28 protein-coding genes are annotated in these 26593 nt (G+C 70.7%); 18 read left to right on the top strand and 10 right to left on the bottom strand.

Features of this window, described 5'->3' with window-relative positions:
• The first annotated feature begins 116 nt into the window (after window positions 1-116).
• Together P9K36_RS26660 and P9K36_RS26655 are read left to right on the top strand one after the other, a co-directional pair.
• Entirely contained in the window at window positions 117-716 is a 600-nt protein-coding gene (locus tag P9K36_RS26660; protein ID WP_043379090.1) for a PAS domain-containing protein, read from the top strand.
• 230 nt (window positions 717-946) lie between these two features.
• Window positions 947-1588: a PilZ domain-containing protein gene (locus P9K36_RS26655; RefSeq protein WP_043355343.1), complete on the top strand. Its 642-nt coding sequence runs from the start codon at window positions 947-949 to the stop codon at window positions 1586-1588.
• Window positions 1589-1615: 27 nt separating this feature from the next.
• On the opposite strand, the gene P9K36_RS26650 is transcribed toward P9K36_RS26655, so the two are convergent.
• Together P9K36_RS26650 and P9K36_RS26645 are read right to left on the bottom strand one after the other, a co-directional pair.
• Window positions 1616-2197, bottom strand: coding sequence for an SCO family protein (locus P9K36_RS26650; RefSeq protein ID WP_043355341.1), 582 nt, complete (start codon window positions 2195-2197; stop codon window positions 1616-1618).
• A gap of 105 nt (window positions 2198-2302) precedes the next feature.
• Window positions 2303-2806 (bottom strand): PRC-barrel domain-containing protein, encoded by a 504-nt coding sequence (locus P9K36_RS26645; RefSeq protein WP_043355339.1) that lies wholly within the window; start codon window positions 2804-2806, stop codon window positions 2303-2305.
• Between the two features lie 178 nt (window positions 2807-2984).
• Between P9K36_RS26645 and P9K36_RS26640 the strand changes: the two genes are divergently transcribed.
• Together P9K36_RS26640 and P9K36_RS26635 are read left to right on the top strand one after the other, a co-directional pair.
• Complete coding sequence (locus tag P9K36_RS26640) at window positions 2985-3455, top strand: tRNA (cytidine(34)-2'-O)-methyltransferase (protein WP_043759866.1); 471 nt, start codon at window positions 2985-2987, stop codon at window positions 3453-3455.
• Between the two features lie 590 nt (window positions 3456-4045).
• Window positions 4046-4402: a hypothetical protein gene (locus tag P9K36_RS26635; RefSeq protein WP_043355336.1), complete on the top strand. Its 357-nt coding sequence runs from the start codon at window positions 4046-4048 to the stop codon at window positions 4400-4402.
• On the opposite strand, the gene P9K36_RS26630 is transcribed toward P9K36_RS26635, so the two are convergent.
• The 6 genes from P9K36_RS26630 to P9K36_RS26605 form a co-directional block, all read right to left on the bottom strand.
• Window positions 4396-5394 carry a lytic transglycosylase domain-containing protein gene (locus P9K36_RS26630; RefSeq protein ID WP_111473504.1) on the bottom strand — a complete coding sequence of 333 codons (999 nt, stop codon included), beginning with the start codon at window positions 5392-5394 and terminating at the stop codon, window positions 4396-4398. The two genes, P9K36_RS26635 and P9K36_RS26630, sit on opposite strands and share 7 nt — an antisense overlap.
• 6 nt (window positions 5395-5400) lie before the next feature.
• A complete protein-coding gene (locus P9K36_RS26625; protein ID WP_111474318.1) occupies window positions 5401-6303 on the bottom strand; it encodes a CsgG/HfaB family protein in 903 nt (300 codons plus the stop codon).
• A gap of 116 nt (window positions 6304-6419) precedes the next feature.
• Complete coding sequence (locus P9K36_RS26620) at window positions 6420-6917, bottom strand: curli assembly protein CsgF (RefSeq protein ID WP_043355333.1); 498 nt, start codon at window positions 6915-6917, stop codon at window positions 6420-6422.
• Between the two features lie 4 nt (window positions 6918-6921).
• Window positions 6922-7485 (bottom strand): hypothetical protein, encoded by a 564-nt coding sequence (locus P9K36_RS26615; RefSeq protein WP_236961864.1) that lies wholly within the window; start codon window positions 7483-7485, stop codon window positions 6922-6924.
• Window positions 7486-7722: 237 nt separating this feature from the next.
• A complete protein-coding gene (gene csgH, locus P9K36_RS26610) occupies window positions 7723-8043 on the bottom strand; it encodes a curli-like amyloid fiber formation chaperone CsgH (protein ID WP_043759861.1) in 321 nt (106 codons plus the stop codon).
• Between the two features lie 113 nt (window positions 8044-8156).
• Window positions 8157-9002, bottom strand: a complete 846-nt coding sequence (locus P9K36_RS26605; RefSeq protein ID WP_043759859.1) for a hypothetical protein — start codon at window positions 9000-9002, stop codon at window positions 8157-8159.
• A gap of 549 nt (window positions 9003-9551) precedes the next feature.
• On the opposite strand from P9K36_RS26605, the gene P9K36_RS26600 reads away from it, so the two are divergent.
• Both P9K36_RS26600 and P9K36_RS26595 read left to right on the top strand, forming a co-directional pair.
• Window positions 9552-10223, top strand: coding sequence for a hypothetical protein (locus P9K36_RS26600; RefSeq protein ID WP_148311268.1), 672 nt, complete (start codon window positions 9552-9554; stop codon window positions 10221-10223).
• Entirely contained in the window at window positions 10220-10600 is a 381-nt protein-coding gene (locus tag P9K36_RS26595; protein WP_043379074.1) for a hypothetical protein, read from the top strand. Before P9K36_RS26600 ends, P9K36_RS26595 begins: the two co-directional genes overlap by 4 nt.
• 47 nt (window positions 10601-10647) lie before the next feature.
• Here P9K36_RS26595 and P9K36_RS26590 read toward each other — a convergent pair whose 3' ends face one another.
• Entirely contained in the window at window positions 10648-11655 is a 1008-nt protein-coding gene (locus P9K36_RS26590) for a dienelactone hydrolase family protein (RefSeq protein ID WP_043759855.1), read from the bottom strand.
• 326 nt (window positions 11656-11981) lie between these two features.
• On the opposite strand from P9K36_RS26590, the gene phnD reads away from it, so the two are divergent.
• Genes phnD through phnE (P9K36_RS26570) form a run of 4 tightly spaced genes read left to right on the top strand, consistent with a single transcriptional unit; the run spans window position 11982 to window position 15449 of the window.
• Window positions 11982-13004, top strand: coding sequence for a phosphate/phosphite/phosphonate ABC transporter substrate-binding protein (gene phnD / locus P9K36_RS26585; RefSeq protein WP_043353999.1), 1023 nt, complete (start codon window positions 11982-11984; stop codon window positions 13002-13004).
• 26 nt (window positions 13005-13030) lie between these two features.
• Window positions 13031-13834 carry a phosphonate ABC transporter ATP-binding protein gene (gene phnC / locus P9K36_RS26580; protein ID WP_052083927.1) on the top strand — a complete coding sequence of 268 codons (804 nt, stop codon included), beginning with the start codon at window positions 13031-13033 and terminating at the stop codon, window positions 13832-13834.
• Complete coding sequence (gene phnE / locus P9K36_RS26575; protein ID WP_111473506.1) at window positions 13831-14637, top strand: phosphonate ABC transporter, permease protein PhnE; 807 nt, start codon at window positions 13831-13833, stop codon at window positions 14635-14637. The genes phnC and phnE (P9K36_RS26575) overlap by 4 nt, the downstream gene beginning before the upstream one ends.
• Window positions 14634-15449, top strand: a complete 816-nt coding sequence (gene phnE, locus P9K36_RS26570; protein ID WP_043356476.1) for a phosphonate ABC transporter, permease protein PhnE — start codon at window positions 14634-14636, stop codon at window positions 15447-15449. Before phnE (P9K36_RS26575) ends, phnE (P9K36_RS26570) begins: the two co-directional genes overlap by 4 nt.
• Window positions 15450-15456: 7 nt before the next feature.
• Here the strand turns inward: phnE (P9K36_RS26570) and P9K36_RS26565 are convergent, their stop codons facing one another.
• The gene (locus P9K36_RS26565) at window positions 15457-16878 is read right to left on the bottom strand and encodes a M20 family metallopeptidase (RefSeq protein WP_043759849.1); all 1422 of its coding nucleotides are present in this window, start codon (window positions 16876-16878) and stop codon (window positions 15457-15459) included.
• Window positions 16879-17208: 330 nt separating this feature from the next.
• Between P9K36_RS26565 and P9K36_RS26560 the strand changes: the two genes are divergently transcribed.
• The 8 genes from P9K36_RS26560 to P9K36_RS26525 all read left to right on the top strand — a co-directional run bounded on the left by P9K36_RS26560 (window position 17209) and on the right by P9K36_RS26525 (window position 26469).
• Window positions 17209-18999, top strand: a complete 1791-nt coding sequence (locus P9K36_RS26560; protein ID WP_043759847.1) for a peptide ABC transporter substrate-binding protein — start codon at window positions 17209-17211, stop codon at window positions 18997-18999.
• A 15-nt stretch (window positions 19000-19014) separates the two neighbouring features.
• Window positions 19015-19974 carry an ABC transporter permease gene (locus P9K36_RS26555; protein ID WP_043379060.1) on the top strand — a complete coding sequence of 320 codons (960 nt, stop codon included), beginning with the start codon at window positions 19015-19017 and terminating at the stop codon, window positions 19972-19974.
• The gene (locus P9K36_RS26550; RefSeq protein WP_043759845.1) at window positions 19940-20872 is read left to right on the top strand and encodes an ABC transporter permease; all 933 of its coding nucleotides are present in this window, start codon (window positions 19940-19942) and stop codon (window positions 20870-20872) included. The genes P9K36_RS26555 and P9K36_RS26550 overlap by 35 nt, the downstream gene beginning before the upstream one ends.
• 380 nt (window positions 20873-21252) lie before the next feature.
• Window positions 21253-23103, top strand: coding sequence for an ABC transporter ATP-binding protein (locus P9K36_RS26545; RefSeq protein WP_043379426.1), 1851 nt, complete (start codon window positions 21253-21255; stop codon window positions 23101-23103).
• 390 nt (window positions 23104-23493) lie between these two features.
• Window positions 23494-23706, top strand: a complete 213-nt coding sequence (locus P9K36_RS26540) for a hemin uptake protein HemP (protein WP_043759844.1) — start codon at window positions 23494-23496, stop codon at window positions 23704-23706.
• Window positions 23703-24581 (top strand): ABC transporter substrate-binding protein, encoded by an 879-nt coding sequence (locus P9K36_RS26535; RefSeq protein ID WP_043379146.1) that lies wholly within the window; start codon window positions 23703-23705, stop codon window positions 24579-24581. Before P9K36_RS26540 ends, P9K36_RS26535 begins: the two co-directional genes overlap by 4 nt.
• 24 nt (window positions 24582-24605) lie before the next feature.
• On the top strand, window positions 24606-25652 hold the full coding sequence (locus P9K36_RS26530) for an iron ABC transporter permease (protein WP_278306232.1): 1047 nt from the start codon (window positions 24606-24608) through the stop codon (window positions 25650-25652).
• Window positions 25645-26469 (top strand): heme ABC transporter ATP-binding protein, encoded by an 825-nt coding sequence (locus P9K36_RS26525; protein WP_278306231.1) that lies wholly within the window; start codon window positions 25645-25647, stop codon window positions 26467-26469. The genes P9K36_RS26530 and P9K36_RS26525 overlap by 8 nt, the downstream gene beginning before the upstream one ends.
• Window positions 26470-26593: the final 124 nt, after the last annotated feature.

The raw sequence follows: 26593 nt of genomic DNA, 5'->3' as shown, positions 1-26593 counted from the left end.
GCCGGCACGGCCCATGCGCCCAGACGCGGTGAGCGCCCGGATCGGCCCGTCACACCCGCGCGGATGTGCCAGAGTGATCCGGGGATGAACCACAGGCGTTGAGAATCGGGACACCGATGAAACATCCCACCAGCCGCATGCTCCACGCCTACTGGGAGCGCCTGCGCGGAGAGCGGGCTGCTCCGGAGCGCGCCGAGATCGAGCCGGGCGAGATCCGGCACCTTCTCGCCGACAGCCTGATTTTGGAACTCGACATGCTCGCCCGTTCCGCGACGATCCGGCTCGCAGGGACGCGGGTCTGCGCCCTGTATGGCCGTGAACTGAAGGGTGAGCCCTTCGCCCGGCTCTGGGGCTCCCGGGCCCCGGATCCCTGGCGGATCGTCGAGATCGTCGCCAGCGACACGCTCGGCGTCGTGGCGGGCCTGCGCGGCACGAATGCGGCCGGCGAGGCGGCGGACCTCGAACTCCTGCTCCTGCCCCTGCGCCACCGCGGCCGGACCCAGGTCCGCGCCCTCGGCACCCTGAGCCTCGACGGTGCGCCGCACTGGCTCGGCCTGCGCCCGCTGATGGAAGCCGAGACAACCTCCCTACGCATCCTGCCCAGCCGCCGTCCCGAGGCGGGGCCGCCCGCCCGCACCGCCGTGCGCACGAGCGCCACCTATCCCGGACCGGTGCGCCACGGTCACCTCCTCGTCCACGCCGGCGGACGCGCCTGAGGATTGTATTCATTCGAAGATTCACTGGGATGACGCTCGCTGCCACGAGCGGATCCGCGCGGGAATCCGAGAACACCGTCACGGCGAAAGTCGATCGCGCCCGTCGAGGCAACGTCCGATAGTGAATGCTTCTACAGGGCCGAAACACGCAGAAGCAGGAAAAAAGGGTTTCGTAACAGTCCGAGCTTAGTCTGTACCGGCCTTTATCTCGGCGTAGGACCTATCTCGGAATGATCGCGGTCGCGGCCACCGCCGGAACAGATCGACGCGGGGCGCCCCCCGAGCCGGCGCGCGGTGCGGCCGACCAGCGCCGGCACCAGCGCGTGCGGGTCGCCGTGCTCGGCCGCTACATGCTGGCCGATCGTCGGGAGTACCCCTGCCAGACGGTGGACATGTCGCCGGGCGGCGTGCGGCTGACCTGCGCGGTGCAGGGCGAAGTCGGCGAACGCGTGGTGCTCTACCTGGAGCATATCGGCCGGATCGAAGGCGTGATCGCCCGCCCCTGCGCGGACGGCTTTGCGGTCCAGCTCAACGCCACGCCGCGCAAGCGGGACAAGCTCGCCTCCCAGCTCACCTGGCTGGCCAACCGGGAGATGCTGGGGCTGCCGGAGGGGCGCTCGCACGAGCGTCTCGTCCCGACCAACACGGCCGTGATCCTGCGCGTCGAGAGCGGCCGCGAGATCAGGGCACGCCTCATCGACATCTCGATGTCGGGCGTGGCGATCTCCTGCCCGGTGCCGCTGCCTCTCGGCGCCGCCGTCACGGTGGGCAGCACGCCGGGGCGGCTGGTCCGCTATTTCGAGGGCGGCTTCGGCGTGCAGTTCCTGCTGCCCCTCTCCCCCGACCGCTTCCATGCCGGGATGACGCTGTAGCGCGTCCCCGGCCGGACCACCCCGCGCTCAGATCTTCCTGGCGAGCTGCGCAGCGACCTCGTCGGCCGGCCGGGTCAGGTCGAGGGCGCCGAGGAAGTGGTTCTGCGCGTCCATGATGTACACCAGGGCGGTATGCTCCATCGTGTAGTCGCCGTCCTTGGCCGGCACCTTGCGGGCATAGGCCCGGTACGCCTTCTCGGTGGCGGTGACCTGCTCGGGGGTCCCGGTGAGGCCGGTGATGCGCGGATCGAAACTCGACAGGTAGGTCTTCAGGCTCGCCGGATCGTCCCGCTCGGGATCCACCGTGATGAAGGCGACCCGCATCGCCTGGCCCTTCGGCCCGAGGGCGGCCAGCACGGCGGAGATCTGCTGCAGGGTGGTCGGGCAGACATCCGGGCAGTGGGTGAAGCCGAAGAACACGAGATGGGTGGCCCCGGCGAAATCGCGCTCGGTGACGGTGCGTCCGTCCTGGTTCACGAGGGTGAACGGGCCGCCGACGCCGGGTACGCCCACCGGCGCCTTGTCGGGCAGGAACGCGAACACCGCCGCCCCGGTGAGGCCCACGAGGCCGAGGCAGAAGGCGAGAAGCGGGACGAGGGCGCGGCGCATGGGACGGGTTCCGACCTCCGGGGGAGGCCGGCACAGCACACAACGGCGCGCGGAGGCAAGCCAGCGCGGTGCCGCCGGCCGCCCGGCCCCGCGCCGTCGGCGCGGTCAGGGCTTCTGCGCCGGCTCCCCCGCGGGGCTCGCCGGAGCGGCGCCCTTCGGCGGCTCCTTGCCGAGATAGACGTATTCCGGCGCCGCCCGGAGCTGGTCCTTGGTCGTGTCGATCCGTGCCTGAAGGGTCTTGCCGTCGGTGCGGTCGAGCTTGAGCACGGACGGGTCGACCGCGACGTATTTCGAGCCGATCCCCAGGAAGCCGCCGACCCCGATGATCCAGGCCTTCACGGCGCCCTTCTGGTCGAGGACGAAATCGGCGATCTGCCCGATCGTCTCGTTGGCGCCGTTGACGACGCTGGAGCCGATCAGCTTGCTGGCGACCATGTCGTCGGGGGTCTGAGCCACGAAGGTCGGGCGCAGGTTGTCGGCCATGGTGGCGGGTGCGCCGGGAACCGGGGTCGCGGCGCTGCCGCCGTCCGGCTTGGTGCCGTCGGTCTGCGCCGAGGCGGTGGCGAGGCCGGCCAGCAGGAGGGCCGAAGCGAGGAGCGGGGTGCGCATCGGAGCAGGTCTTTCAGACGGGGGCCGAACATGGGGTGGCGCCGCCTCAAGGTTCTGGCGGGGCTTAAGTTCCGCCCGGTCTCGGCGTCGGCGGGGGCCGCCGCGGCGGTTTGCCGGCTGTGCGTCGTCGGCGCGGGCCTTTGACGGCGCGGGCCCCACCCCGCACAAGGCGGGCGCCATGCTCCGCCTCGCCCTCTACCAGCCCGACATTCCCCAGAACACCGGCACGATGCTGCGCATGGCCGCCTGCCTGGGGCTCGCGGTGGAGATCGTGGAACCCGCGGGCTTCGATGTCTCCGACCGGCACCTGCGCCGCTCCGGGCTCGACTACCTCGACCACGTGGCGATCACGCGGCACCGCTCCTTCGCGGCCTTCGCGGCGTGGCGGGCCGAGGCCGGGATCCGGCTCGTCCTCGCAACCACGGCGGGCGCCCTACCCTACACGGACTTCGCCTTCCGCCCGGACGATTGCGTGATGGTGGGACGCGAATCCGCCGGCGTACCGGAGGCGGTGCACGGGGCGGCCGATGCCCGGATCGTGGTGCCGATCCGGCCCGGCCTACGCTCGCTCAACGTCGCGGTTGCGGCCGCGATGATCGCCGGCGAGGCCCTGCGGCAGGTGGGCGGGCCATCGCGGGCGGGCGTCTAGAATCTGAACGCGGCCGGATTGGCCGCGCGAACGGCTGCGTTCGACCCATGTCGTCACTCAGCGGACTGTGACGCCATCCCTTAGGCGGACCGTGCGGGCTGCGCGGGGCCGTCGGCAGAGTGATCCGCCCCCCCGTGAAGGGGCAGTCCTTTTGGCGCTGCAGCTTGCCGCGCTCCGGGGGATCGCTTCGGGCGGCCCTCACCGACATCCCACCGGATCGCCGTGCCGTTGCCGATCAGGCCCGTCCCGCAGGCATCGGTCGGACGAGGGGGGCGCCTGCGCCAGGTGCCGCCGCTTGCAGGCCACCAGGAGTCGGCCGTCTCGCCGACATGACTTGCGGATGTAGAGATGGCCCCCTCGGCGGCGCGGCGGTCCGCCGAGCGCCGGTCGATGCTGCGAAACGGGGCGGCGAAGTCGGGCGGGCCTCGGCCGCGCGCCCGACCGGCGGCCGCGGCCCAGATCTGGCCTCTGGAGTTCGAGCGAAATCAGAATTTCGGAACTGGCAGGATAGGTGAATGTTCTGATAGACGCTGAATAATGTAGTTTCAGGCCGACGCAGCGACTCGCCTGCACGGCCGTGAGGTTCGTCCATGTCCGGATTTGCACTGCGGACGATTGTGTTCGCCGCCGCCGCCGCGGGGAGCATCACCGCCGCGGCGGCGCAGGGCGCGCCGGTGCCGAACGTGAACGACTGCACCTTCATCCGCGACCCGACGGCCCTCCGGGACTGCATCGAACTCTACGAGGGGCAGCGCCTCGCGCCCGGCCCGCGACCGGCTGCGTTTCAGCGGGCGCCGGTGATCGACCGGTCCCTGCTTGAGGCGGCGGGCCCAATCCCGGCGGCGGGGGCATCACGGCGCGGGAAGCGGCGCAGGCTTCGGCAGAGCCGCCAGCCGACCACGCCCGCCCAGGCGGTCCGGATCGAGCAGCTCGCGCCCCCTCAGTAGACCGCCTGGACGAGGCAGGTGCGGCCTTCGCCGTTCAGGACCGCGCAGAGGGCCTGCTCGGAGCGCGGCTGCGGGCTCCGTGCCGACGGGCGCTGGGGCCTCGTCCTGGCGGAGCGCGCCGTCGACGACACGGGCCCGTCGCGCAAGACCGGCTCGGTCCCCAGCAGGGACGCAGGACGCAGGAGCGGGTCGGCGCGGCCGGCCCAGGCAGAGCCGAGACTGCGCGGGGCGAGGAAGGCCAGCGCCGTCCCCGGCAGGGACCGGCCGCTCTGCAGGGCCCACTCCTCCAGGGGGCGGCCCGTGATGCGGATCACGTAGTCGCGCGTCTCGGCGGGCATGCCCGAACGGCCGTCGAGCCATCCGCGCACGCGCTGAGGGCCGGCATTGTACGCGGCGGCCGCCAAACCGAGATTGCCGAAGCGCGCGCGGTGCTCGCGCAGGAGTTCGGCGGATTTCGGAATCGCCTCCACGGGATCGAACGGGTTTCGCAGGCCGCGCTCGGCGGCGGTCCCGGGCATGAACTGGGCGATTCCCTGTGCGCCGACCGGACTGACCGCATAGGGATTGAGGCCGCTCTCCTGACGCAGAAGGCGCAGGAAGAAGTCGGGCGGCAGGTCGTTGGCCGCGGCCGCGGTCGCGATCAGCCGGTCCAGGTCGCCATCACCCCGCGAGAACAGCAGCGACGCGGCATCGATCGGCTGGAACGCGCCCCGATCCAGGACCAGAAGGTCGGCCATGGCCGGACTGATCGCCGGACTGATCGCCGGCCACCGGACCAAGCTGGCCACCGGCCCAATCGGCGGCGGCGCACTCTGCGCGAAGGGTGTGAGGTCGGCCGCATCCGGCGCCATCGGGGCACGCGCGGTGCTCGATGCCCGGGGCGCGATGATCGGGGTCAGGGCGGCGGCCAGCACGAGACAGAGGGCGAGCGGCCCCCGCACGCCCCTGCGGCGGTGGCCGAACTGGAGCGGGCGTGCGACGGGCTCCAGCATGGCGGTTCAGGACTTGACCACCACGGGCCCCACCGGCGCCTCTGCGGCCGGAACCTCGAGCGGCGTCGGCTTGTCGCGGGCGAGGTACGCGTCGACCAAGCGCGTCCCGAGCACCGGGTCCCGGAAGCGCCAGAGCTTCTTGCGCGTGCCTTCCATGATCGTCGCGTAGACGGCGAGGTCGATCGCCTCGCGGACGGCCATCTGGGTCGGCTCGTTGCGGGTCACACCCGCCTCGACCTGCAGCAGCTTGGCCACCGCCACGTAGCGGTACGCGTTGGCGTTGAGGGCGACCGAGTAGATCGTCTTCGTCACCGTGACGCTGTTGAGCACCTCGCCGCTCTGCACGGAGACGATGCGCATCGCCACCGTCACCTCGTCGCGCCGGTATTTGGTGTCGCCGCCGATGCCCAGAAGGTTGGCGCCGGCGCCGCCCGTGACGGTGTTGGCATCGTAGCCGATGATGCCGCCCTCCACGATCAGGCCGGCGAACCGGATCGGCGGCAGCGGCTTGGCCTCCACGCCCTCGAATTCCTGGCGCGTGGCCCGGATGAGCTGCCGCTCCTGAAGCAGATTGGCGAGACCGGTGCGCTCCACCACCGAGAACCACTGGCCGCGGCCGGCGCGCCGCAGGGCGTCGACCACGAAGGCGCCCCCGCCCTGCGTGACCGCGCGGGAATATTCCGCGATGTTGTCGTTCGGCTTGTTCTGACCGGTGAGGTCCGGGAAGCTGTAGATCGCGATGTCGACCCGGCGGGTCGGCGGCGGCAGCGTCTCCAGATTGAGGTCGGTGGGCGACGGCGGCGTCACCACCGGGGCCTGGGCGAGCAGCTCCCGCTCCCAGGGGGCGCAGGCGGCGAGGCCCGCACACAGGATGACGGCGCCGACCAGGCTGTTCAGAAGGCTACGCACGGGCAACGCCGTCTCCGTTCCGGTCCGCATGCCGGTCCGCCGCGTCCGCTCGCGCGGCACAGGTCGGCGAAGCCGGCCGCCAAGGATGATCGGTTTCCATCGTCCTGCGCCCGGCTTCAGGGCGCGCCCGAGAGCGGCGTCGTGGCGATCGCGCTGCCGCCGGCCGCCGCCGTCGCCGGGACGACGATGGTAGTGGTCGACTGGCCGTCGAAGATCTGGAGCTGGATGTTGGTCCCCAGACGCTGGAACGTGACCTGGGATCCGCCGAAGCTGTAGCTGCCGCTCTGCTGGGCGTTCTCGCCGAAGAGGGCCTGGGTGATCTGGTTCGCCAGCGAGCTGTAGATCTGCGTCTGCAACTGCTGGGCGAAGATCTGACCGGGGGTCTTGGTGTTGGCGTTGCTCTGGGCCGCCGAGAACAGCTGCTGGTCGCGCTGGGCGGACCGTTGCGCGTCGTTCTGGGCGGCGGCCTCGGCCTGCAGCCAGGCGCCGTTCAGGGGGCTTCCCCCGAAGGACGGGTTGATCGGCTGGTAGACGAGGCTGCTGGCCTGCGCCTCTACGCCCGCAAGGAGAGCCGTGCCGCAGACGAGCGGCCCGAGGAGACGGGACAAGCGCATGGGGTTACCTCCGGGTGACCGAGACGTTGGCGCCGTTGCCGACTTGCGTGATGCTGATCGGCAGGGCGTTGTTGCCCTGCTGCTGCGCCGAGATGGCGTTGTTGTCGCCGCGGACCGTGATCGTCGCGGCCGCGCCGCTGCCGTCCTGCCGGGTACCGACGGTGTTGGAATCGCCGAAGACCGAGACTGTCGACTGATTGTAGGAGCCTGTCTGCTGCTGCGTCACCGTATTGCGCGCGCCGATGATGCTCTGGACCGCGACATTCCCGTAGCCCGACATGTCGATCGTGGAGATGTTGCCTGTTCCGACCTGAAGGGCCCGGGCTTGATTGGCTGCCGGCTGGGGCGGGAGGCTCGGGCTGAGCAGCAGGATGCCGGACTGATTGCCCAGGATGTAGTCGCTCTCCTGGATCGCCCGCCCCGGAGCACCGGCCGCGGCGCGTTGGGCTAGGGCTTGGATCTGTTCGATCGCGACGCGATCCTGGGCCGCCGCCGAGCCGGCCATGAGCGGGAGGACGAAGAGCAGCACTTGACCTGCGGTCCGGCTGCGGCGCGTGCGGCGCATCATCTGTCCCCCCTGCTTGTTTGGCCCACCTTAAATCAGTGCTATTCGATAACGTACAGCAAAATATCTTATCCACACGGCTTCTAAGCCGGCGTGTGGTGACTATGGCACAATGAATTCTGATAAGAATCGACCCGCTGTCGCCGTTGGCAGCCCATGTCAATGAATCGACGGATAATTTCCCGATAACGAAAAAGTGGTATGTCAACCGACTGACATCGGCGATTATCGATCGGCCGATCAAAGATCGTATATGCTGATATGGCCGCAGTTGATCTTGCGCCCGTCGATCAGCACGGACGCGTCGATCCGGAGCTGGCCGTTCGGCAGGACGCTGACGGTCAGATTGCCGACATCCCGGGTTTCGCCGGGGGCGAGGTCGAAGCCACCGCCCTGCTGCATCGTCGCGGTGCCTGCCGGATCCGATTTCCGCACGACCAGGCTGTACCGCCCTGCGGTGCCGCGGAGCGCCTCGACGCGAAGAGCCAGACGCGTCGTTTCGGCCGAGCGGCTCTCGACCACGCGACAGAGGACGGGCGGATCGACGGTGAGGCTGGGCATGATCGAGACTGCGCCTGCGATCGAAGACGCTGGGATGGCGAGAGAAGGGACGCTCCCGCAGGAGCGCCCCTTCCAGGACACGTCAGACTGGGGATGGGCCTCAGCCCGATCCATTAGTGCTGGCGGATCGTCACGCTGTTGAAGCCGCCGATCTGCGCGAAAGCAGCATTGGCCGAGTTCGCCGACTGCGTGATGGATCCATAATTGCCGAAGCCGTTCTGATAGCCGAAGGCGCCGACAGACGATCCGGTCTGCGTGATCGACGCCTCGTTGCCTCGGCCGATCTGGAGCAGGGCGGCGTAGTTGGTGTTGCCGTTCTGGCTGATGTTGCCTACGTTATAGTCGCCGGACTGGACGATCGCGGCATAGGCGTTGTCAGCCCTGTAGTCTTGCGTGATGCGGGCCCTGTTGTTGTCGCCGTTGAACTGGAAAATGCCCGCGTAGGTGTTCTTCGATCCGGCCTCGGCGGTGATCCACGCCTTGTTCTTGTCGCCGTTCTGCTGGAACTGCGCCACGCCGTTGGTCCCGAGCTGATTCGAGTCGACGGAGTTGGCGATGCCTTGCTGGAACGAGCCGTTGGCGACGCCGATCGTCGGATTGCCGTAGCGATTGCCGGCGATCGTGCTCACGGTGTTGTTCGAGCCGCCCTGCGTGACCTTCAGTTCGTTGAACGCACCATTCTGCAGAATGGTCTGGGCGCCGTTCGAGACGCCGTTCAGGTTGCTCTCCGACAGATTCGGGACTGACAGGTCGACATTGGTCGAGAGCTTGCCGGCCTTATTGTTCGTTCCGGTCTGATCGACAGCCGCGGAGTTCGATAGACCGCGTTGGACGACGAAGGCTTCGTTCGCGGTAGTTCCAGCGCCCATGACGGGGGTCTGGGACTGCGCCGAGGCGCCTGTCGCAAAGGCCGTCAGACCGGCGACCGCCACGGACGCCAGAACAACTGACTTGAACATAGATACACTCCCATTTTTATTTATGTGTCCTCTCGAACACAATCTATGCCATTGCAGTCGCTCTATCGTTACAGCGATTTAACGGCTTGTTAAGCGTATCCATAAGCCGATGATGGGTGTCAAGCGTGAGTTAGGCAAAAATCTACAATCTTTACAATTTTCTGGATTCCTTTTTCAGATGAAAGTGCCGTGAATTCAGTATGGATGGCGCGTCGAAAGACGAACATTCTCAACTGTTTAAAGTGGCCCTGCCGCGATCGCTGACTTAGAATCCATTCCACGGGATAGGCAGTCTTCGTTAGTGCCATCACAGGTCGGTATAGGCGTGTTAAATTGGTCACATCAGTTATGGCTGAAAGTGGTATGTTGCTGGCCAAGCAAGAATGCTCCGAAAGGTGATGTGGGACGGGTCTCACAGGGCCATGCCGCCGTCGCCGCTTAGGATCCGTCGACTGTGCTTGAGCCGAAAGGTTTTCGCGGACGACGAAGAGATCGAATTCACCGCAAGACGAAAAATCGTCTGCGATACGCGTTGAGTGGGAGGCTACGATGAGGCAGCGCGGCCGATCGCTGATGCAGGTCCTGCTCGCCACCGCGACCCTGGGGTCTGTCGGCGCCAACTCGGCCGAGGCTCAGCCCGCGGCCCCGGCCCCGCCGGCAGCCTCACCACAGACACCGCCCGCGCAGCAGCCAGCCTCCGCCAGGGCCGCGTCGACGCAACCGGCGCCCGCCCCCGCGGGCTGCGATGCCACCTGCGTGCGCGCCAACAACGAGGTCGCGTCCCAGATCTGCGCGCCGCGGATCGAGGCGCAGGCGCCGACGGATTTCGAATGGGTCTCGCGGCCCTTCGCCAAGATCTTCCAGCAGGCGGAGGCGCCCGAGGGCGCCGCCACGGTGGTGCGCTATCGGGGGGATTCGATCCGCTTCCTCAGCCCCGCGAAGGAATGGGTACGCGTGACCTACGAGTGCGGGTTCGATGCGGCCAACCGTTCGGTCGCGTATGTGCGGGTGCGGCTCGGCCGGCTCGACCAGGCGGACGCGCCCGCACAGCCGCCGCAGCAGGTCCGGGCCAATGCTCCGTCCCCGCAGCCGATGGCGCCCCAGGCGCAGCAGCAGGCTGGCCGCGTCGGGGCGCCGGTCCCACGCAGGCTGCTTCCGTCGGAGCCGAGCGAGGTCGAGATCCGGCAGGTCAACCCGCGGATCCGGCAGGCGCAGCCATGATCCCGACCCGGTCCCGGCAAGCCAGGTCCCGGCAAGCCAAGGCCGTCCTGGCCCTGCTGGCCGGCCTCGGTGCGGCCCCCGCCGCCGCGCAGCCGAGCCCGCTCTCGGTGAACGATTGCACCTTGCTGCCGGACCCGGGCGCCCTGCGGCGCTGCCTCGATCAGGCGGAGGGACGCGTGGTGGCGCCCCTGCCGCCGGTCGCGGGGCCGGCCACGTCCGAGCGCCCCGAACAGGTGGTGCAGGCCGCGCGCGGCGCCCCGGTCGCCAAGCCCGGCGCCAAGCCCGGCGCCCTGCCGCCGACGGACTTCCTCGGCAACAGGCGGGAGCCCGCACCGCGGGCCCATCCGTCGGGGCGGACGGTCATCGATCTCCAGTGACGCCTGCACGGCGTCGATCCGGCGTCGATCCGGCGACGATCTGGCCGTCACGGCCGCCGGAACGCGGCCTCGAGCGCGTCCGAGACGCTCGACAGGGTCGCGGCGCGGGCGGCGGCGTCGGAGCCGATATGCGGGTCGTGCTGCACGCACGGGGCGGTATAGGTGAACGGCGTGGCGTTCGGGCCCTCCACGAGGGCGCCGTCCTCCGCCTCGCGGATCGCGCAGGCGCGGACCGTCTGCGCGCCCTTGGCGACCACGGGGTGGGCCGGCCCGTTCGGGTTGTCGAAGACGTGCTGCGCGCCGGGATAGACGGTCAGGCCGACATCGGCGCCGGCCGCCTTCAGTCGCTCGGCGTAGGCGGCGCAGGTCGCGGCCGGATTGTAATCGTCGCCGCTGCCCCCGAACATCCGGATCGGCCGGTCCACCAGGGCGGTGTCGTCCCGGAATCGGATCGCGCAGTCGGGATAGACCGGCAGGTACAGGGCGGGGGTGACGCCGGAGCGGTTCCAGGCCGCGTCGAAGCGCTTGAGGCTGGCATACAGCGCAGCCTGGCCGCCGCGCGAGAAGCCCATCACGGCGATGCGCGCCGGATCGACCCGCGGATGCTGGGCCAGCACGCCCAGCGCCCGGTAGATGTCGAGGATCAGGTTCGTGCGCGCGAGGAGACTTTGATCGGTGTTGACGCTGGTCAGGCCCCGGCCGGTGAAGCCGTCGATGGCGAAGGTCGAGATCCCCCGCGCCGCCAGCGCCCGCTGCCAGAACTCGATGTTGCCGCCGAGGCCCCCGGAGCCGTGCATCAGGATCACGGTCGGCAACCGCTCCGACCCCGGCTTGGCGATGCGCAGGAGCCCGGCGACCGTGACGGGCTTCGCACCCTCGGACGTGCCGGTCAGGAACTGCCGGTCGGTCAGCGTCAGGCTCTCGAAGGGATGCATCTCCACGCGGGCGGCATAGCTGCCGAGATCGGCGACGCCGTCCTGCGCCGGCTCGGCGGAGGCCGCACGCGGGCTGCAGGCCAGGAGGCCGGCCGTCAGGAACAGGATTGATCGCCGCATCGAAACGCTCCACAGCCGCGCGATACCGTATCAGCGGCGCGGCGGCCCTGTCGCGGCGCGCCAGGACGGAACCGGTTTCCCTTCGGCGCCCGGTGTCACGCCCTGGGGCTCCGGCGGTGGGCACCTGGATGCCGACGGAAACGGGACGCTTCGGAGCCGCCGCAGGCCCCTGTCACCGGGCCGTGTCCTTCAACTTCTGTTCCACGGACTGCCTTGCATCGCCCGGAAGCCGCCGCCTACAAGTTTGCCGACTTAAGGCTCGGCCGCGATCGAGCGAGGACATGACGGCGCCGGCCCGAGGCACGGCTCCGCAGGGAGGATACCGCGTGACATTCGCCCGATACGGCGCAGCCCTGGCGCTGCTCTGCGGCTTCGGTTCCCTGTCGCCCGTCAGGGCCGACGCGTGTCCCAACCGCGGCCAGCTCGACGATGCCTATTGCGACGCCGACAAGGATCTCGTCGCCGACGTCCCGGCCAAGACCCGTGACCCGAGCGTCATCGTCTTCGCCTACACGCCGGTGGAGGATCCCGCGGTCTACGAGAACTCGTTCAAGCCGTTCACGACCTACCTCAGCCAGTGCACGGGCAAGCGGGTCGTCTACTATCCGGTCCAGTCGAACTCCGCCGAGATCGAGGCGATGCGCTCCGGCCGGCTCACGGTGGCGGGCTTCTCGACCGGGCCCCTCGGCTTCGCCGTCAACATGGCCGGCGCGGTCCCGTTCGCCGCCAAGGGCACCGAGAAGGGGTCTGAGGGCTACAACCTGATCGTCGTGGTGAAGGCGAGCAGCCCGTACAAGACGCTGGCCGACCTGAAGGGCAAGCGCGTGGCCCACACGGCGCCGTCGTCGAATTCCGGCAACCTCGCCCCCAAGGCCCTCTTCCCCGAGCAGGGGCTGAAGCCCGGCGAGGATTACAAGCTGATCTATTCGGGCGGGCACGACAAGTCGGCTTTGGGCGTCGGCACCGGCGACTACGACGCCGCCCCGGTGGCCTCGGACGTGTTCTACCGGATGGTCGCCCGCGGCACGATCAAGGGCGACGATTACCGGGTGATCTACACGAGCGAGAAGTTCCCGACCTCGGGCTTCGCCTATGCCCACGATCTCAAGCCGGACCTCGCCGAGAAGCTGAAGCAGTGCTTCTACGATTTCCGCTTCCCACCCGACATGGTGAAGGATTTCGAGGGCGACGACCGGTTCGCGCCGATCACCTACCTCAAGGACTGGGCGATCGTCCGCAAGGTCGCGGAGGAATCGGGCACGCCGTACAACAAGGTCGCCTACGAGCGTGAGGCCGCCCGCGAGGCCGAGGCCGCCCGCAAGAAGGCCGCGGACGCGCCCAAGCCGTGATGCAGGCTGTGACGGCGGGAAGCGCGATGCGCGCGGTCAAGGACGGACCCGACGGCGATCCCCGGGCGGAGGATCCCCGAGCCCTGGTGATCCGCGGGCTGACCAAGGAATACCGGCCCGGCCAGCCGGTCCTGAAGGGCATCGACCTCGTGGTGCCCGGCACCGGGCTCACGGCGATCATCGGGCCGTCCGGCACCGGCAAGAGCACCCTGATCCGCTGCATCAACCGGCTGGTCCAGCCGACCGCGGGGCAGATCCTGTTCCGCGGCGAGGACCTCGCCCGGCTCTCCGGCCCCGCCCTGCGCCGGGCGCGTCGCCGGATCGGGATGGTGTTCCAGGAGTACAACCTGGTCGAGCGCCTCTCGGTGATGGAGAACCTGCTCTGCGGCCGCCTCGGCTACGTGCCGGCGTGGCGCGCGTGGCTGCGCCGCTTCCCCGAGGCGGACATCGCCCGCGCCTTCGACCTCCTCGACGCGGTCGGCCTGTCGGGCTTCGCCACGCGCCGGGCCGACGCCCTGTCGGGCGGCCAGCGCCAGCGCGTCGGCATCGCCCGGGCGATCATGCAGGAGCCCGAGATCGTGCTCGCCGACGAGCCGACTTCGTCCCTCGATCCGAAGAGCTCCGTGGAGATCATGGAGATCCTGTCCCGGCTCGCGGCCGAGCGCGGCGTGCCGGTGGTGGTCAACATCCACAACGTGGCGCTCGCCCAGCGCTTCGCGGCGCGGATCGTCGGCATGTCGGGCGGGCATGTGGTCTATGACGGGCCGCCCGACCGGCTGAGCGAGGCCGACCTACGCGGCATCTACGGCGGCGAGAACTGGCTCGAATGATTGCGACCGCCCGACCGGCCTCCTCCGACGCCGCCGGCCGCGTCGCGTTCCGGCCCAACTGGACCGCCCGCGCCGGCTGGGCGCTCCTCGCCCTCTACGCGGTCTACGCGGCGACCCAGCTCGGCTTCTCCCCCGAGCGCTTCGCCGGCGGCCTCGCCCACGGGCAGCAGTTCCTGGCCCGGATGTTCCCGCCGAACTTCTCCCGCTGGGAGCTGATCCAGTCGGGCATCCTCGAGAGCCTGCAGATCGCCGTGATCGCGACGGTGATCGGCATCGCGGTCGCCCTGCCGATCGGCTTCCTGGCGGCCCGCAACCTGATGCCGCCCTGGGTGACGTGGCCGACCCGCATCCTGATCGCGCTCTGCCGGTCGTTCCACCCGATCATCGTGGCGATCCTGTTCGTGAAGGCGATCGGCTTCGGGGCGCTCGCCGGCGTCATGGCGCTGATCGTCGCCTCGGTGGGCTTCATCGCCAAGCTGTTCGCCGAGGCGATCGAGGAGATCTCCCTGAAGCAGGTCGAGGCGGTGCGGGCGACCGGTGCCGGCTTCCTGTCGACCCTGATCATGGGCGTGCAGCCGCAGGTTCTGCCGCGCTTCATCGGCTTCGCCACCTACCAGCTCGATTCCAACCTGCGGAACTCCACCATGGTGGGCATCGTCGGCGGCGGCGGCATCGGCGCGACGCTGTTCACCGCCTACCAGCGCTTCGACTTCGACGTCGTGCTGGCGATCCTGATCGTCATCGTCGCCCTGATCATGGTGGCCGAGATCGTCTCCGGCTGGGCCCGCAAGGTGTTCCAGTGAGCGTCGCCCTCGCCCCCGCTACCGCCGGCCCGCGCCACTGGCAGCGCTTCCCCCTGTGGAAGCGGCTGGCGCGGCTCGCCTTCACGCTCTGCGCGGTGGCGGCCTTCGTGGCGAGCCTGCGCACCATCGAGGTGATCCCGGAATTCCTCTACGACGCCCCCGAGCAACTGGCCGACCTGTTCGGCCGGATGTGGCCGATGGATGCCGGCTATGTCGGGCCGACCCTGCGGGCGCTGGTGGAGACGCTCCACATCGCGACGCTCGGCACCCTGATCGCCATCGCGATCGCGGTGCCGATCGGGCTGATGGCGGCCCGCAACGTCACGCCCAACCGCGCGCTGAACCTGTTCGCGAAGTTCGTGTTCGTGACCTCGCGCTCGGTGAATTCCCTGGTCTGGGCGCTGCTGTTCGTGGCGGTGTTCGGCCCCGGCCCCCTGGCCGGGACCCTGGCGATCGCGCTCCGCTCCGTCGGCTTCACCGGCAAGCTGTTCGCCGAGGCGCTGGAGGAGGCCAATCGCGGCTCGATCGAGGCCCTGCAGGCCGCGGGCGCCGGCCGGCTCTCGACGCTGCTGCTCGGCTACTGGCCGCAGGTGAAGCCGGCCTTCTGGTCGATCGCGCTGTTCCGGTGGGACATCAACATCCGCGAATCCGCCGTGCTCGGGCTGGTCGGCGCGGGCGGCATCGGCGTCGCGCTCGATACCGCCCTGAACCTGCTCTACTGGGATCAGGTCGCCGTGGTGCTCGCCGCGATCTTCGGCGTCGTCATCCTGGCCGAGATCGTCGTGACGGCGCTCCGCGCCCGGACGCTCTGAGGGGGCCTCACCGCCCCAGCGACATGCCGAGCGGCGGCGCGACCTCCGGCGGCAGCGGCGAGACGTAGCCGGCGGCGCCGACCCGGCGGGCGAGGTCCGCCTTGGCGGCGTCGCGCAGAGCCGCGTCGGTCACCGCCCGGGCGCCGGTGGCGGCCATCGCCTTGGCGACCTGCACCATCGCCTTGTGGGCCGCCGGGGTCTTGCCCTGCGCCACCACCTGCCAGGTGTGGAACGGCGTGCCGATCGCCACCGTGGGTGCGTGGGCCTGGACGGTGGGCACCACCCAGCTCACGTCGCCGACATCCGTGGAGCCGACCGCCGGGTTGCGCGGCGCGTCGAGGGGCACGAGGAAATCGGCGAGCGGTGCCTCGTTGCGCGGCATGCCGATGGCGCGGAACACGGCGTCGATGTCGCCGTCGGTCAGCGTCGACCGGATCTTGCCCGCGAAGTCCCGGTCGGCCTCGTCGAAATGCGGCGGCCCGAGCTCCTCCATCACGCCGTGGAGCGCTTGCTCCAGCGGCGTGTTGCCCAGGAGGTTCGACACCGCGCTGACGATTCGCACCTCGAGGGCGGTCTCGGTCATCAGGGCGGCGCCCTCGGCGATCTTCTTCACCCGCTCGACCAGCGCCAGCATGCCCGGCAGGTCGCGCGCCCGGATCGAGTAGCGCACCGTGGCGCCGGCCTGGACGACGTTGGGGGCGATGCCGCCGGCGTCGAGATAGGCGTAGTGGACCCGCGCGTCGGACGGCATGTGCTCCCGCATGTAGTTCACGCCGACGCTCATCAGCTCGACGGCGTCGAGCGCCGAGCGCCCGAGATGCGGGGAAGCCGCCGCGTGGGCGGTGCGCCCGGTGAAGACGAAATCCGCCCGGGTGTTGGCGAGCGCCACCGGCGGCGCCACCTCCCAGAAGCTGCCCGGATGCCAGGAGATCGCGATGTCGGCATCCGCGAAGGCGCCGGCGCGGACCATGAACGCCTTGGCGGCGCCGCCCTCCTCGGCGGGACAGCCGTAGTAGCGCACGCGGCCGGGGGTGCCGGTCTCGGCGAGCCAGTCCTTCAGGGCGGTGGCGGCGAGCAAAGCCGCCGAGCCGAGGAGGTTGTGGCCGCAGCCGTGGCCGTGGCCGCCCGCCTCCACCGGCCGGTGCTCGGCGACGCCCGCCTCCTGCGACAGGCCCGGCAGGGCATCGTACTCGCCGAGGAAGGCGATGACAGGCCCGCCTTCACCGGCCTCGCCCATCACGGCGGTGGGGATGCCGGCGACCTGCTCGGTTACGCGGAAGCCCTGGTGGCGCAGCTCGGCGACGTGCTCGGCGCAGGACCGCGCTTCCGTGTAGCAGACCTCCGGCATGCCCCAGACCCGGTCGGACAGGGCGATCAGCCGCTCCGTCTGCGCGTCGACGTGGCGCCACACGGTGTTGCGGTTGTCCATCGTGTCGTCTCCCGGAAGGTCGCGCGTCGCGTTCGCGCCATCATAGCGGGCTCCGCGCCGTCATCGCGAGCGCAGCGAAGCGACCCAGGGCTGCGCACGGTCAGGGGACGTGGCGCTGCTGGATTGCTTCGCTGCGCTCGCAGAGACGGCGGCGTCGCGCTGCTCGGCTCGGTGCGGCAGGAGAGGGACTGGCATGCAGGGCCGGGGCCATGCTGCGCACGAAGCGAACCTTCCTCAACACGTTTCGGTTGAACCGTCACTGGCCCGCCCCTTGCCAAGGCCGCCACCGGAATGTTGCTGTGCCGCGCGGCGGTCAACGGGAATGCGTACATGGACGAGCGGGATCTGCGCGGCCTCATCGGGCAGGTGAAGGGCGGCCGCCTGTCGCGGCGCGCCTTCGTGCAGCGGATGGTGGCTTTCGGCCTCACCGCGCCCATGGCCGGGCTGATGCTGGCCGGGAACGGGGTCGCGATGGCGGCCGATATCCGGGCCGGCTATAAGCCGACCAAGGCCGGCGGCGGCGGCGCCCTGAAGCTGCTCTGGTGGCAGGCGCCGACCCTGATCAACCCGCATTTCGCCATCGGGACCAAGGACCAGGACGCCTCGCGGATCTTCTACGAGCCGCTCGCCGCCTGGGACGCGGACGGCAACCTCGTGCCGGTGCTGGCCGCCTCGATCCCGTCGAAGGAGAACGGGGCGCTCGCCGCCGACGGCCGCTCGGTGGTGTGGACGCTGAAGCCCGGCGTGACGTGGCACGACGGCAAGCCGCTCACCGCCGACGACCTCGTCTTCACCTGGGACTACGCCCGCGACCCCGCCACCGCGGCGGTGACGGCCGGCTCCTACAAGGATTGCAAGGTCGAGAAGGTCGACGACCTCAGCGTCCGGGTGCTGTTCGACAAGCCGACGCCCTACTGGTGCGACGCCTTCGTGGGCATCGTCGGGATGGTGCTGCCGAAGCACCTGTTCGGGCCCTATAGCGGCGCCAAGTCCCGGGACGCGCCGCAGAACCTCGCCCCCGTGGGCACCGGCCCGTACCGGTTCGTGGAGTTCCGGCCCGGCGACATCGTCCGCGGCGAGCGCAATCCCGACTACCACCTGCCGAACCGGCCGTACTTCGACACGATCGAGATGAAGGGCGGCGGCGACGCGGTCTCGGCGGCCCGCGCGGTGCTCCAGACCGGCGAGTACGACTACGCCTGGAACATGCTGATCGAGGACGAGGTGCTCAAGCGCCTGGAGACCGGCGGCAAGGGCCGGGTCGACGTGGTCTACGGCGGCAAGCTCGAGTTCCTGCTCCTCAACGCCACCGACCCGAACGTCGAGGTCGACGGCGAGCGCGCCTCGGTCACCACCAAGCACCCCGCCTTCTCCGACCCCAAGGTGTGTCAGGCGATGAACCTGCTGGTCGACCGCAAGTCGATCCAGACCTACATCTACGGCCGCACCGGCAAGCCCACCGCCAACACGGTCAACGGGCCGGAGCGCTTCGTCTCCAAGAACACGAGCTTCGCCTTCGACCCGGCCAAGGCCAACGCGCTCCTCGACGAGGCCGGCTGGAAGAAGGGCTCCGACGGCATCCGCGCCAAGGACGGCAAGAAGCTCAAGCTACTCTTCCAGACCTCGATCAACGCGCCGCGTCAGAAGACCCAGGCGATCATCAAGCAGGCGGCCGCCAAGGCCGGGATCGAGATCGAGCTGAAATCGGTGACCGGCTCGGTGTTCTTCTCCTCCGACCCGGCCAACCCCGACACCTGCACGCATTTCTACGCCGACATGGAGATGTACGCCTACAGCATGACCCAGGCCGATCCGGCGATCTGGCTGCTCATGTACGCCTCCTGGGAGGTGGCCCAGAAGGCCAACAAGTGGCAGGGCCGCAACGTCGTGCGCTGGCGCAACGCCGCCTACGACAAGGCCTACAACGCCGCCCAGAGCGAGCTCGACCCGGTCAAGCGCGCGGCGCTGCTGATCACCTGCAACGACCTCGCGGTCTCCGAGAACGTGCTGCCGCTGATCCACCGCGCCGAGGTCTCGGCGGTGGGCGCCACGCTCACGGCGCCCCGCAGCGGCTGGGACAACGACCTGTCGTTCCTGCCCGACTGGTACAGGGAGGCCTGAGCGGGAGCACGGGCCATGGGCGCCTACATCCTGCGACGGCTCCTGATCGCGATCCCGAGCCTGCTCGGCATCAGCCTGATCCTGTTCACCGTCCTGGCGCTCGCGCCGGGCGACCCGTTCGGCGAACTCGCCAGCAACCCGAACGTGCCCCCGGAGGTGCGGGCGGCCCTGCGGGTGAAATTCGGCCTCGATGACCCGATCCTCACCCGCTACCTGCACTGGCTCACCGCCATGCTGCAGGGGGATTGGGGCTTCTCCTTCGCCAGCCGGGTGAATGTCGACACCCTGATCCTGCAGCGGCTGCCGACGACCCTGTTCATCGTCGGCTCCTCGCAGGTTCTGGCGCTGCTGATCGCGGTCCCGGTGGGCCTCTACGCGGCGCGCCGGCCCTACTCGCTCGCCGACCAGATCGCCAACACGCTGGCCTTCGTGGGCTTCTCGCTGCCGACCTTCTTCACCGGCCTGCTGTTCATCCTGCTGTTCTCGATCAAGCTCGGCTGGCTGCCCTTCGTCTACCAGGCCGACCTGCCGGGCTCCGGCCTGCCCTGGGTCTGGGCGAATGTCCGGCAGGCGATCATGCCGGTGGCGGTGCTGGGCTTCTTTCAGGCCGCCTCCTACACCCGCTACGTGCGCGCCTCGGCGCTGGACGTCGCCCGCCTCGACTACGTCACCACGGCCCGCGCCAAGGGCCTGTCGGAGGGCACGGTGACCCGCCGGCACATCGCCCGCAACGCCCTGATCCCGGTGGTGACGCTCGTCGCCCTCCAGATCCCGGCGGTGTTCGGCGGCGCCATCGTCACCGAGCAGATCTTCCGGATACCCGGCATCGGCTCGCTGCTGATCGACGCGATGCTGGCTAACGACACGCCGGTGGTGATGGCGGTGACCTTCGTGTTCGCCGGCCTCGTCATCCTGTTCAACCTCGTCGCGGACCTGCTCTATGGCTGGCTCGACCCTCGCATCGCCCTCCGATGAGGCGGTGCCCGTCGCCCGCGCGCCGGCCTCGCCGGCGCGGGAGACGTGGCGGCGCTTCCGGCGGCACCGGCTGGCGCTCGCCAGCGTCGGCGTGCTGTCGCTCCTCGTCGCCGGCGTGGTGTTCGGCGGCCTGCTCTGGCCGGTCGCCATCGACGATATCGACTTCGCGGCCCAGCTCCAGGGACCGTCCTGGGACCACCCGTTCGGCACCGACGATCTCGGCCAGGATCTCCTCGCCCGGATGATCTACGGCGGCCGGATCTCGCTCGCCGTGGGCTTCGCCGCCATGGCGGTGGCGAGCCTGATCGGCGTGCTGGTGGGCGCGCTCGCCGGCATGTCGCGCCGCCTCCTCGACCCGGTGCTGATGTGGCTGACCGACCTGTTCCTGTCGCTGCCGCAGCTGCCGCTGCTGCTCCTGGTGATCTACCTGTTCCGCGACAGCCTGAAGGCCGTGTTCGGCAGCCAGGGCGGCGTGTTCCTGATGATCGTCGCGGTGATCGGGGGCCTGCGCTGGATGCCGGTCGCCCGGCTGGTGCGGGCGCAGTTCCTGAGCTTGCGCGAGAAGGAGTTCGTGGAGGCGGCCCGCTCACAGGGGGCGACCACCGGGCACCTCGTGCGCCGCCACATCCTGCCGAACGCCCTGGGGCCGGTGATCGTGGCGGCCTCCATCGAGGTCTCGTCGGCGATCATCGCGGAATCGACGCTCTCCTTCCTGGGGCTCGGCTTCCCGCCCGACATCCCGACCTGGGGGCGGCTGCTGTTCGACGCCAAGGACCATCTCGACGTCGCCCCGCACTGGGCGCTGTTCCCGGGGGGCGCGATCTTCCTGACGGTGCTGTCGATCAACTTCATCGGCGACGGTTTGCGCGACGCCCTCGACCCGCGCCGGGTGCTCTAGGGCATGCGGCGGGGCTTCGAGGGCTGCCGGCTTGCCGTGACCGCGCCTGCCCCCGCAGAGGGGCGGACAGACCGGAAGGCCCTTTCCGGCACTGGGGCTTCAGGATCGGGCGCGGGTCCCCTCTCCCGGGCGGGAGAGGGACAGGGTGAGAGATCAGGTCTTTCAGGATGGGGCGCGCCCTGTCGGAGCGTCGACGGTGTGCTCGGTCCTGAACCTTCTCATCCCTCACCCCAACCCTCTCCCGCACGGGAGAGGGGGCCCGTCGCGCTCCGTCATCAGCGTCGGTGCGCATCGGAGAGGCGGGAACATCGTCGCGTCGGAGGACGCGGGGACGGTGTGGAGTCGCCCCGTCGAACCCCGCTGGATCAGGAGTGAAGCCCGTGACGGATCCGATCCTCTCGGTCTCCGACCTCACCGTGTCCTTCCGCTCGGAGGGCCGCTGGCACGCGGTGGTGCACGGCGTCTCCTTCGATGTCGGGCCCCGCGAGACCGTGGCGCTGGTGGGCGAGTCCGGCTCCGGCAAGAGCGTCAGCGCCCTGTCGATCCTGCGCCTCCTGCCGCGGGACGCGAGCCGCATCGGCGGCAGCGTGCGCTTCGCGGGGCGCGAGCTGCTCACGGCCCCCGAGGTCGAGATGCGGCGGGTGCGCGGCGATTCCATCGCCATGATCTTCCAGGAGCCGATGACCTCCCTGAACCCGGTGCTCACCATCGGCTTCCAGATCGCCGAGGCGCTGATCCGGCACCGGGGCCTGTCGCGCTCCGCCGCCGAGGCGGAGGCGCTCCGGCTCCTCGACAAGGTCCGGATCCCGGCCGCCCGGTCGCGCCTGCACGAGTACCCGCACCGCTTCTCCGGCGGCATGCGCCAGCGGGTGATGATCGCCATGGCGCTCGCATGCCGGCCGAAGCTCCTCATCGCCGACGAGCCGACCACGGCGCTGGACGTCACGATCCAGGCCCAGATCCTCGACCTCATCAAGAGCCTGCAGGACGAGGAGGGCATGTCGGTCCTGTTCATCACCCACGACATGGGCGTGGTCGCCGAGATCGCCGACCGCACCGTGGTGATGTACCGGGGCCGCGCCGTGGAGGCCGGTCCGACCGCACGGATCTTCGACGCCCCCGCCGAGCCCTACACGCGGGCGCTGCTGGCCGCGGTCCCGCGGCTGGGGACCATGGCGGGCCGCGCCCGCCCGATGCGCTTCCCGGTGGTCGACCGGGCGACCGGCCTGGCGGCGCCGACGCCCGAGACCCCCGACACCGTCAGGGCCGCCGAGCGCCCGGTGCTGGAGGTGCGCGACCTGACCGCCCGGTTCGACATCCGCTCCGGCCTCCTCGGCCGCGTGACCGGCCGCGTCCACGCGGTGGAGCGGGTCTCGTTCAGCCTCGCGGCCGGGGAGACCCTGGCGCTGGTCGGCGAATCCGGCTGCGGCAAGTCCACCACCGGCCGCGCGATCCTGCGCCTCGTCGAGCCGCTGTCGGGCTCGGTCCTGCTCGACGGCGAGGACATCACGGGCCTCGACCCGAAGACCCTGCGCACCCGCCGCCAGCGCATGCAGATGATCTTCCAGGACCCGTTCGCGAGCCTCGACCCGCGCCTGAGCGTCGGCGCGGCGGTGGCCGAGCCGCTGCTGATCAACCGCCTCGCCACGCCCCGCGAGGCAAGGCTTCGGGCCGAGGACCTGCTGGCCCGGGTCGGACTCGCCCCCGAGACCGCCGGACGCTTCCCGCACGAATTCTCCGGCGGCCAGCGCCAGCGCATCTGCATCGCCCGGGCCCTCGCCCTGAACCCCCGGCTGATCGTCGCCGACGAGGCGGTCTCGGCGCTCGACGTCTCGGTGAAGGCGCAGGTCGTGAACCTGATGCTCGATCTCCAGGCCGAGTTCGGCCTCGCCTACCTGTTCATCTCGCACGACATGGCGGTGGTGGAGCGGGTGAGCCACCGGGTCGCCGTGATGTATCTCGGCGAGATCGTGGAGATCGGACCGCGCGCCGCGATCTTCGGCGACCCGCAGCACCCCTACACGAAGAAGCTGCTCGCCGCCGTGCCGGTCCCGGATCCGGCCCGGCGGGGCGCGCGGCACGCCCTGCCGGACGACGAGATCCGCAGTCCGATCCGCGCGCCCGACTACGTGGCGCCGGAGCGGCTCTACCGGGAGGTCGCGCCTGGCCACAGCGTCCAGGATTGGGGGGGCGACTGGGACGCGGGCCCGCGTCAGGGCGCGGCGGCCTGACGCCGCTCAGCTCCGCCGCTCCGCCGATCGGACGCAGCGCCTCGCCCGCCTCGCCGCCGCGGCAATCGCGCGGCCGGACTGGGCGCGCAGCGTGGCGGCCCATGCCGGCCCGCTCTGGGCGCGGGCCCCGATGGCATCCGGTCGTCGCAGTCGACAGCGCTCCGGCCGATATCGCTCGGGTCGAGGGTCTCGACGGAGCCGAACCGGTCCAGCGCCGCATTGGCGGATCCGAAAATCGGGATCGCCCGGTTTCTACAGGAGATTTTTGAAGTATTACGACACCACCGCAGCGGGGTGGCGCCCGCAATCGATTGCCGCTAAGCTGTTCCTCTATCCAAGTAAGTCTTTCATTTGAAGATTTACAAACAACAGCTCTGGAGCGATCGGTCCATGTTGCGTGCCGAAGGAGAGGGGCAGCGCGGCTTTCCGGCTGGGACCCGCGCGGGACCCGGCGTGACGCAGCCTGTTCCGCTGCCGGAGCCGGCGGCCGAGATCGCCTCCGCGCGTCTCCTGCAGGGGCGCCGGGAGATCGTCATCCGCCACGGCGGCCACACCTATCGCCTGCGCGTGACCGCGAGCGACAAGCTGATCCTGACCAAATGAACGGCCCCGCCCCGATATCGCGCCGCACCCTCCTGGCCGCCGCCGCGGCCGGTGCGCTCGCACCGCGCGCCGCCGCCGCGCAGGCGGCCACCCGCATCGCCGCACTGGGCGGTGCCGTCACCGAGATCCTCTACCGCCTCGGCGCCGGCGGCCGGATCGTCGCGGTCGACACGACCAGCCTCTACCCGCCCGAGGCGCTGCGCGAGAAGCCGAATGTCGGCTACCTGCGGGCGCTCTCGGCCGAGGGCCTGCTGGCGCAGCAGCCCGACCTGATCATCGCCGCCGAGGGGGCGGGCCCGCCCGCGGTCCTGGCGCAGCTGCGCGAGGCCGGGCTGCGTGTGGAGACCGTGACGGAGCCGCCGAGCCCCGAGGGCGTGCTGGACAAGATCGAGACGGTCGGGCGCCTCGCCGGGCTAGAGCGCGCGGCCGAGGCCCTCGAGGCCGAGGTCCGCGCCCGTTTCGCCGACCTCGCGGCCCGGCGCGCCCGGATCGCCCGGCCGGCCCGGGCCCTCGTCGTCCTCTCGGTCCAGGGCGGCCGGACCGTCGTCGGCGGTGCCGGCTCCTCGGCGGACGGCATCCTGACCCTGGCGGGCATCGCCAACGCGGCCACGGGCCTGGAGGGCTTCAAGCCGATGACCGACGAGGCCATCGTGGCCGCCGCTCCCGACGCGGTGGTGATGATGCAGAACGGCCCGGAGCCGCCGAAGCCCGAGGGTATCTTCGCCCCCGGCACGGCCCTCGCCCAGACCCCCGCGGGCGCCCAAGGCCGGCTGGTGGCCATGGACGGGCTCTACCTCCTCGGCTTCGGTCCGCGCACGCCGCAGGCCGCCACGGACCTGATGCGGGCGCTCTACCCGGACCTGCCGCGTGACTGAGCCGCACGGCGGCGGGCGGCGCGCGTGAGCCGGCGGTCCACGGCGCCCTGGGTGCTGGGGATCCTGGCGGCCCTGGTGGTGTCCGCCGCCCTGCTCTCCGTGAGCCTCGGGGCGATCCGCATCCCGGTGGAGCGGGTCCTGGCGGTCCTGCTGGGGGACGGCAGCGATCCGGCCCGCGCCCGGGACGCCCTCGTGATCCTCTCCATCCGCCTGCCCCGCACTCTGCTGGGGCTGATGGTCGGGGCGGGGCTGGCGGTCTCCGGCGCGCTGATGCAGGGGCTGTTCCGCAATCCCCTGGCCGACCCGGCGCTGGTCGGGGTCTCGTCGGGGGCGGGGCTCGCCGCCGCGCTCATCATCGTCCTCGGCGACCGCATCCTCGCCCATCTCGGGCTGCCCGGGCCGCTGCCCTACGCGGTCCTGCCGGCCGGGGCCTTCCTCGGGGGCCTGGGCGCGACCCTCATCCTGTACGTCCTCGCCACGCGGTCCGGGCGCACCGCCGTGGCGACGATGCTGCTCGCCGGGATCGCCCTCGGCGCGCTGACCGGCGCGCTGACCGGCCTGCTGACCTTCGTCAGCGACGACCGGCAATTGCGCGATCTCGCCTTCTGGTCCCTCGGCAGCCTCGGGGGCGCCACCTGGGCCAAGGTCGTGGCCTCGGCGCCGCTGATCCTGCCGGTGCTGGCCGCGGTCCCGTTCCTCGGCCGCGGCCTGAACGCCCTGGTCCTCGGCGAGGCCGAGGCGTTCCATCTCGGCGTCCCGGTGGAGCGGCTGAAGCGCGCCTGCATCGTGCTGGTGGCGGTCGCGGTCGGCGCCAGCGTGGCGGCGGCCGGGGTGATCGGCTTCGTCGGCCTCGTGGTGCCGCACGCCCTGCGGCTGCTGATCGGCCCGGGGCACCGGCTGCTGCTCCCGGCCTCGGCGCTCCTCGGCGGCGCCTTCCTGATCCTCGCCGACGTGGTGGCGCGCCTCGTCGCCGCGCCCGCCGAACTGCCCATCGGGATCGTCACGGCGCTGGTCGGGGCGCCGGTCTTCCTGTGGCTGCTCCTCGACCGGGTGCAGCCGGACGATGTCTGATCCGGCCCTGCTCACGGCGCGCGACCTGACCGTCACGGTGGCGGGGCGCGACCTCGTGCGCGACGTCTCCCTGGAGGTGGAAGGCGGCACCCTCCAGGTGATCGTCGGCCCGAACGGGGCCGGCAAGTCCACCCTCCTCCGCCTGCTCAGCGGCGCCCTGCGCCCGACCCGGGGCACCGTCGCCTATGCCGGCGCGGCAATTGAGACGATCCCGCCCTGCCGGCTCGCAGCGATGCGGGCCGTGCTGCCGCAGGCGGCGCGCCTCGCCTTCCCGTTCGCGGCGGCCGAGGTGGTCCGGATCGGCCTCGACGGCATCGGCCGGGGCCTCGGCGCCCGCGACCGCGCCGCGATCCTGGCCCGGGCCCTCGAACAGGCCGACGCGGTCCATCTCGCCGGGCGCGCCTATCCGACCCTGTCGGGCGGGGAGCAGGCGCGGGTGCAATTCGCCCGCGTGCTCTGCCAGCTGGAGGCCGGCCGCACGGTCGCGGAGCGGCAGGTGCTGTTCCTCGACGAGCCGACCGCGAGTCTCGACCTCCGCCACCAGGGCGCGCTTCTCGACGCCGCGGCCGGGCTGGCAGCGGCCGGCATCGCCGTGGTGGCGATCCTGCACGACCTCAACCTCGCCGCGGCCTATGCCGACCGGCTTCTGGTTCTGGACGGGGGCCGGCTGGTCGCGCGCGGGCGACCGGCCGAGGTCCTGACGGACGAGCTGATCGCGCGGGTCTTCGGCGTCCGCTGGCCGGTCGGCCGGGTGCCCGAGGGCGACCAGCCCTTCCTCCTGCCGCATCGGGATGTGGCCGGCCGGACACCGACCTGACCGGATTTCGTGGATCCTCGACGTCGTCCGGCCGGCGCCAGGACGGCCTTCTCGGCATGCCGGCCCGACATCCCAGAAAAATCTGTTGCGCATCGCCATCGCGATCGGCAAGAAAAGCTTCAGC

The sequence above is a fragment of the Methylobacterium sp. 391_Methyba4 genome (assembly GCF_029691625.1).
GTDB lineage: Bacteria > Pseudomonadota > Alphaproteobacteria > Rhizobiales > Beijerinckiaceae > Methylobacterium > Methylobacterium fujisawaense.
Note: the sequence above shows the minus strand (reverse complement) of the source record. Positions and strands in the feature narration are given on the sequence as shown.

Coding starts and splice junctions, on each gene's coding strand:
- P9K36_RS26605 (WP_043759859.1), bottom strand. CDS start 9,002: ATGTTCAAGTCAGTTGTTCTGGCGTCCGTGGCGGTCGCCGGTCTGACG.
- P9K36_RS26590 (WP_043759855.1), bottom strand. CDS start 11,655: ATGCGGCGATCAATCCTGTTCCTGACGGCCGGCCTCCTGGCCTGCAGC.
- P9K36_RS26595 (WP_043379074.1), top strand. CDS start 10,220: ATGATCCCGACCCGGTCCCGGCAAGCCAGGTCCCGGCAAGCCAAGGCC.
- csgH (WP_043759861.1), bottom strand. CDS start 8,043: ATGCCCAGCCTCACCGTCGATCCGCCCGTCCTCTGTCGCGTGGTCGAG.
- P9K36_RS26540 (WP_043759844.1), top strand. CDS start 23,494: ATGTTGCGTGCCGAAGGAGAGGGGCAGCGCGGCTTTCCGGCTGGGACC.
- P9K36_RS26525 (WP_278306231.1), top strand. CDS start 25,645: ATGTCTGATCCGGCCCTGCTCACGGCGCGCGACCTGACCGTCACGGTG.
- P9K36_RS26635 (WP_043355336.1), top strand. CDS start 4,046: ATGTCCGGATTTGCACTGCGGACGATTGTGTTCGCCGCCGCCGCCGCG.
- phnE (WP_111473506.1), top strand. CDS start 13,831: ATGATTGCGACCGCCCGACCGGCCTCCTCCGACGCCGCCGGCCGCGTC.
- P9K36_RS26535 (WP_043379146.1), top strand. CDS start 23,703: ATGAACGGCCCCGCCCCGATATCGCGCCGCACCCTCCTGGCCGCCGCC.
- P9K36_RS26615 (WP_236961864.1), bottom strand. CDS start 7,485: ATGATGCGCCGCACGCGCCGCAGCCGGACCGCAGGTCAAGTGCTGCTC.
- P9K36_RS26650 (WP_043355341.1), bottom strand. CDS start 2,197: ATGCGCCGCGCCCTCGTCCCGCTTCTCGCCTTCTGCCTCGGCCTCGTG.
- P9K36_RS26565 (WP_043759849.1), bottom strand. CDS start 16,878: ATGGACAACCGCAACACCGTGTGGCGCCACGTCGACGCGCAGACGGAG.
- P9K36_RS26560 (WP_043759847.1), top strand. CDS start 17,209: ATGGACGAGCGGGATCTGCGCGGCCTCATCGGGCAGGTGAAGGGCGGC.
- P9K36_RS26645 (WP_043355339.1), bottom strand. CDS start 2,806: ATGCGCACCCCGCTCCTCGCTTCGGCCCTCCTGCTGGCCGGCCTCGCC.
- P9K36_RS26655 (WP_043355343.1), top strand. CDS start 947: ATGATCGCGGTCGCGGCCACCGCCGGAACAGATCGACGCGGGGCGCCC.
- P9K36_RS26600 (WP_148311268.1), top strand. CDS start 9,552: ATGAGGCAGCGCGGCCGATCGCTGATGCAGGTCCTGCTCGCCACCGCG.
- P9K36_RS26640 (WP_043759866.1), top strand. CDS start 2,985: ATGCTCCGCCTCGCCCTCTACCAGCCCGACATTCCCCAGAACACCGGC.
- P9K36_RS26550 (WP_043759845.1), top strand. CDS start 19,940: ATGGCTGGCTCGACCCTCGCATCGCCCTCCGATGAGGCGGTGCCCGTC.
- P9K36_RS26620 (WP_043355333.1), bottom strand. CDS start 6,917: ATGCGCTTGTCCCGTCTCCTCGGGCCGCTCGTCTGCGGCACGGCTCTC.
- P9K36_RS26630 (WP_111473504.1), bottom strand. CDS start 5,394: ATGCTGGAGCCCGTCGCACGCCCGCTCCAGTTCGGCCACCGCCGCAGG.
- phnC (WP_052083927.1), top strand. CDS start 13,031: ATGCGCGCGGTCAAGGACGGACCCGACGGCGATCCCCGGGCGGAGGAT.
- P9K36_RS26555 (WP_043379060.1), top strand. CDS start 19,015: ATGGGCGCCTACATCCTGCGACGGCTCCTGATCGCGATCCCGAGCCTG.
- P9K36_RS26660 (WP_043379090.1), top strand. CDS start 117: ATGAAACATCCCACCAGCCGCATGCTCCACGCCTACTGGGAGCGCCTG.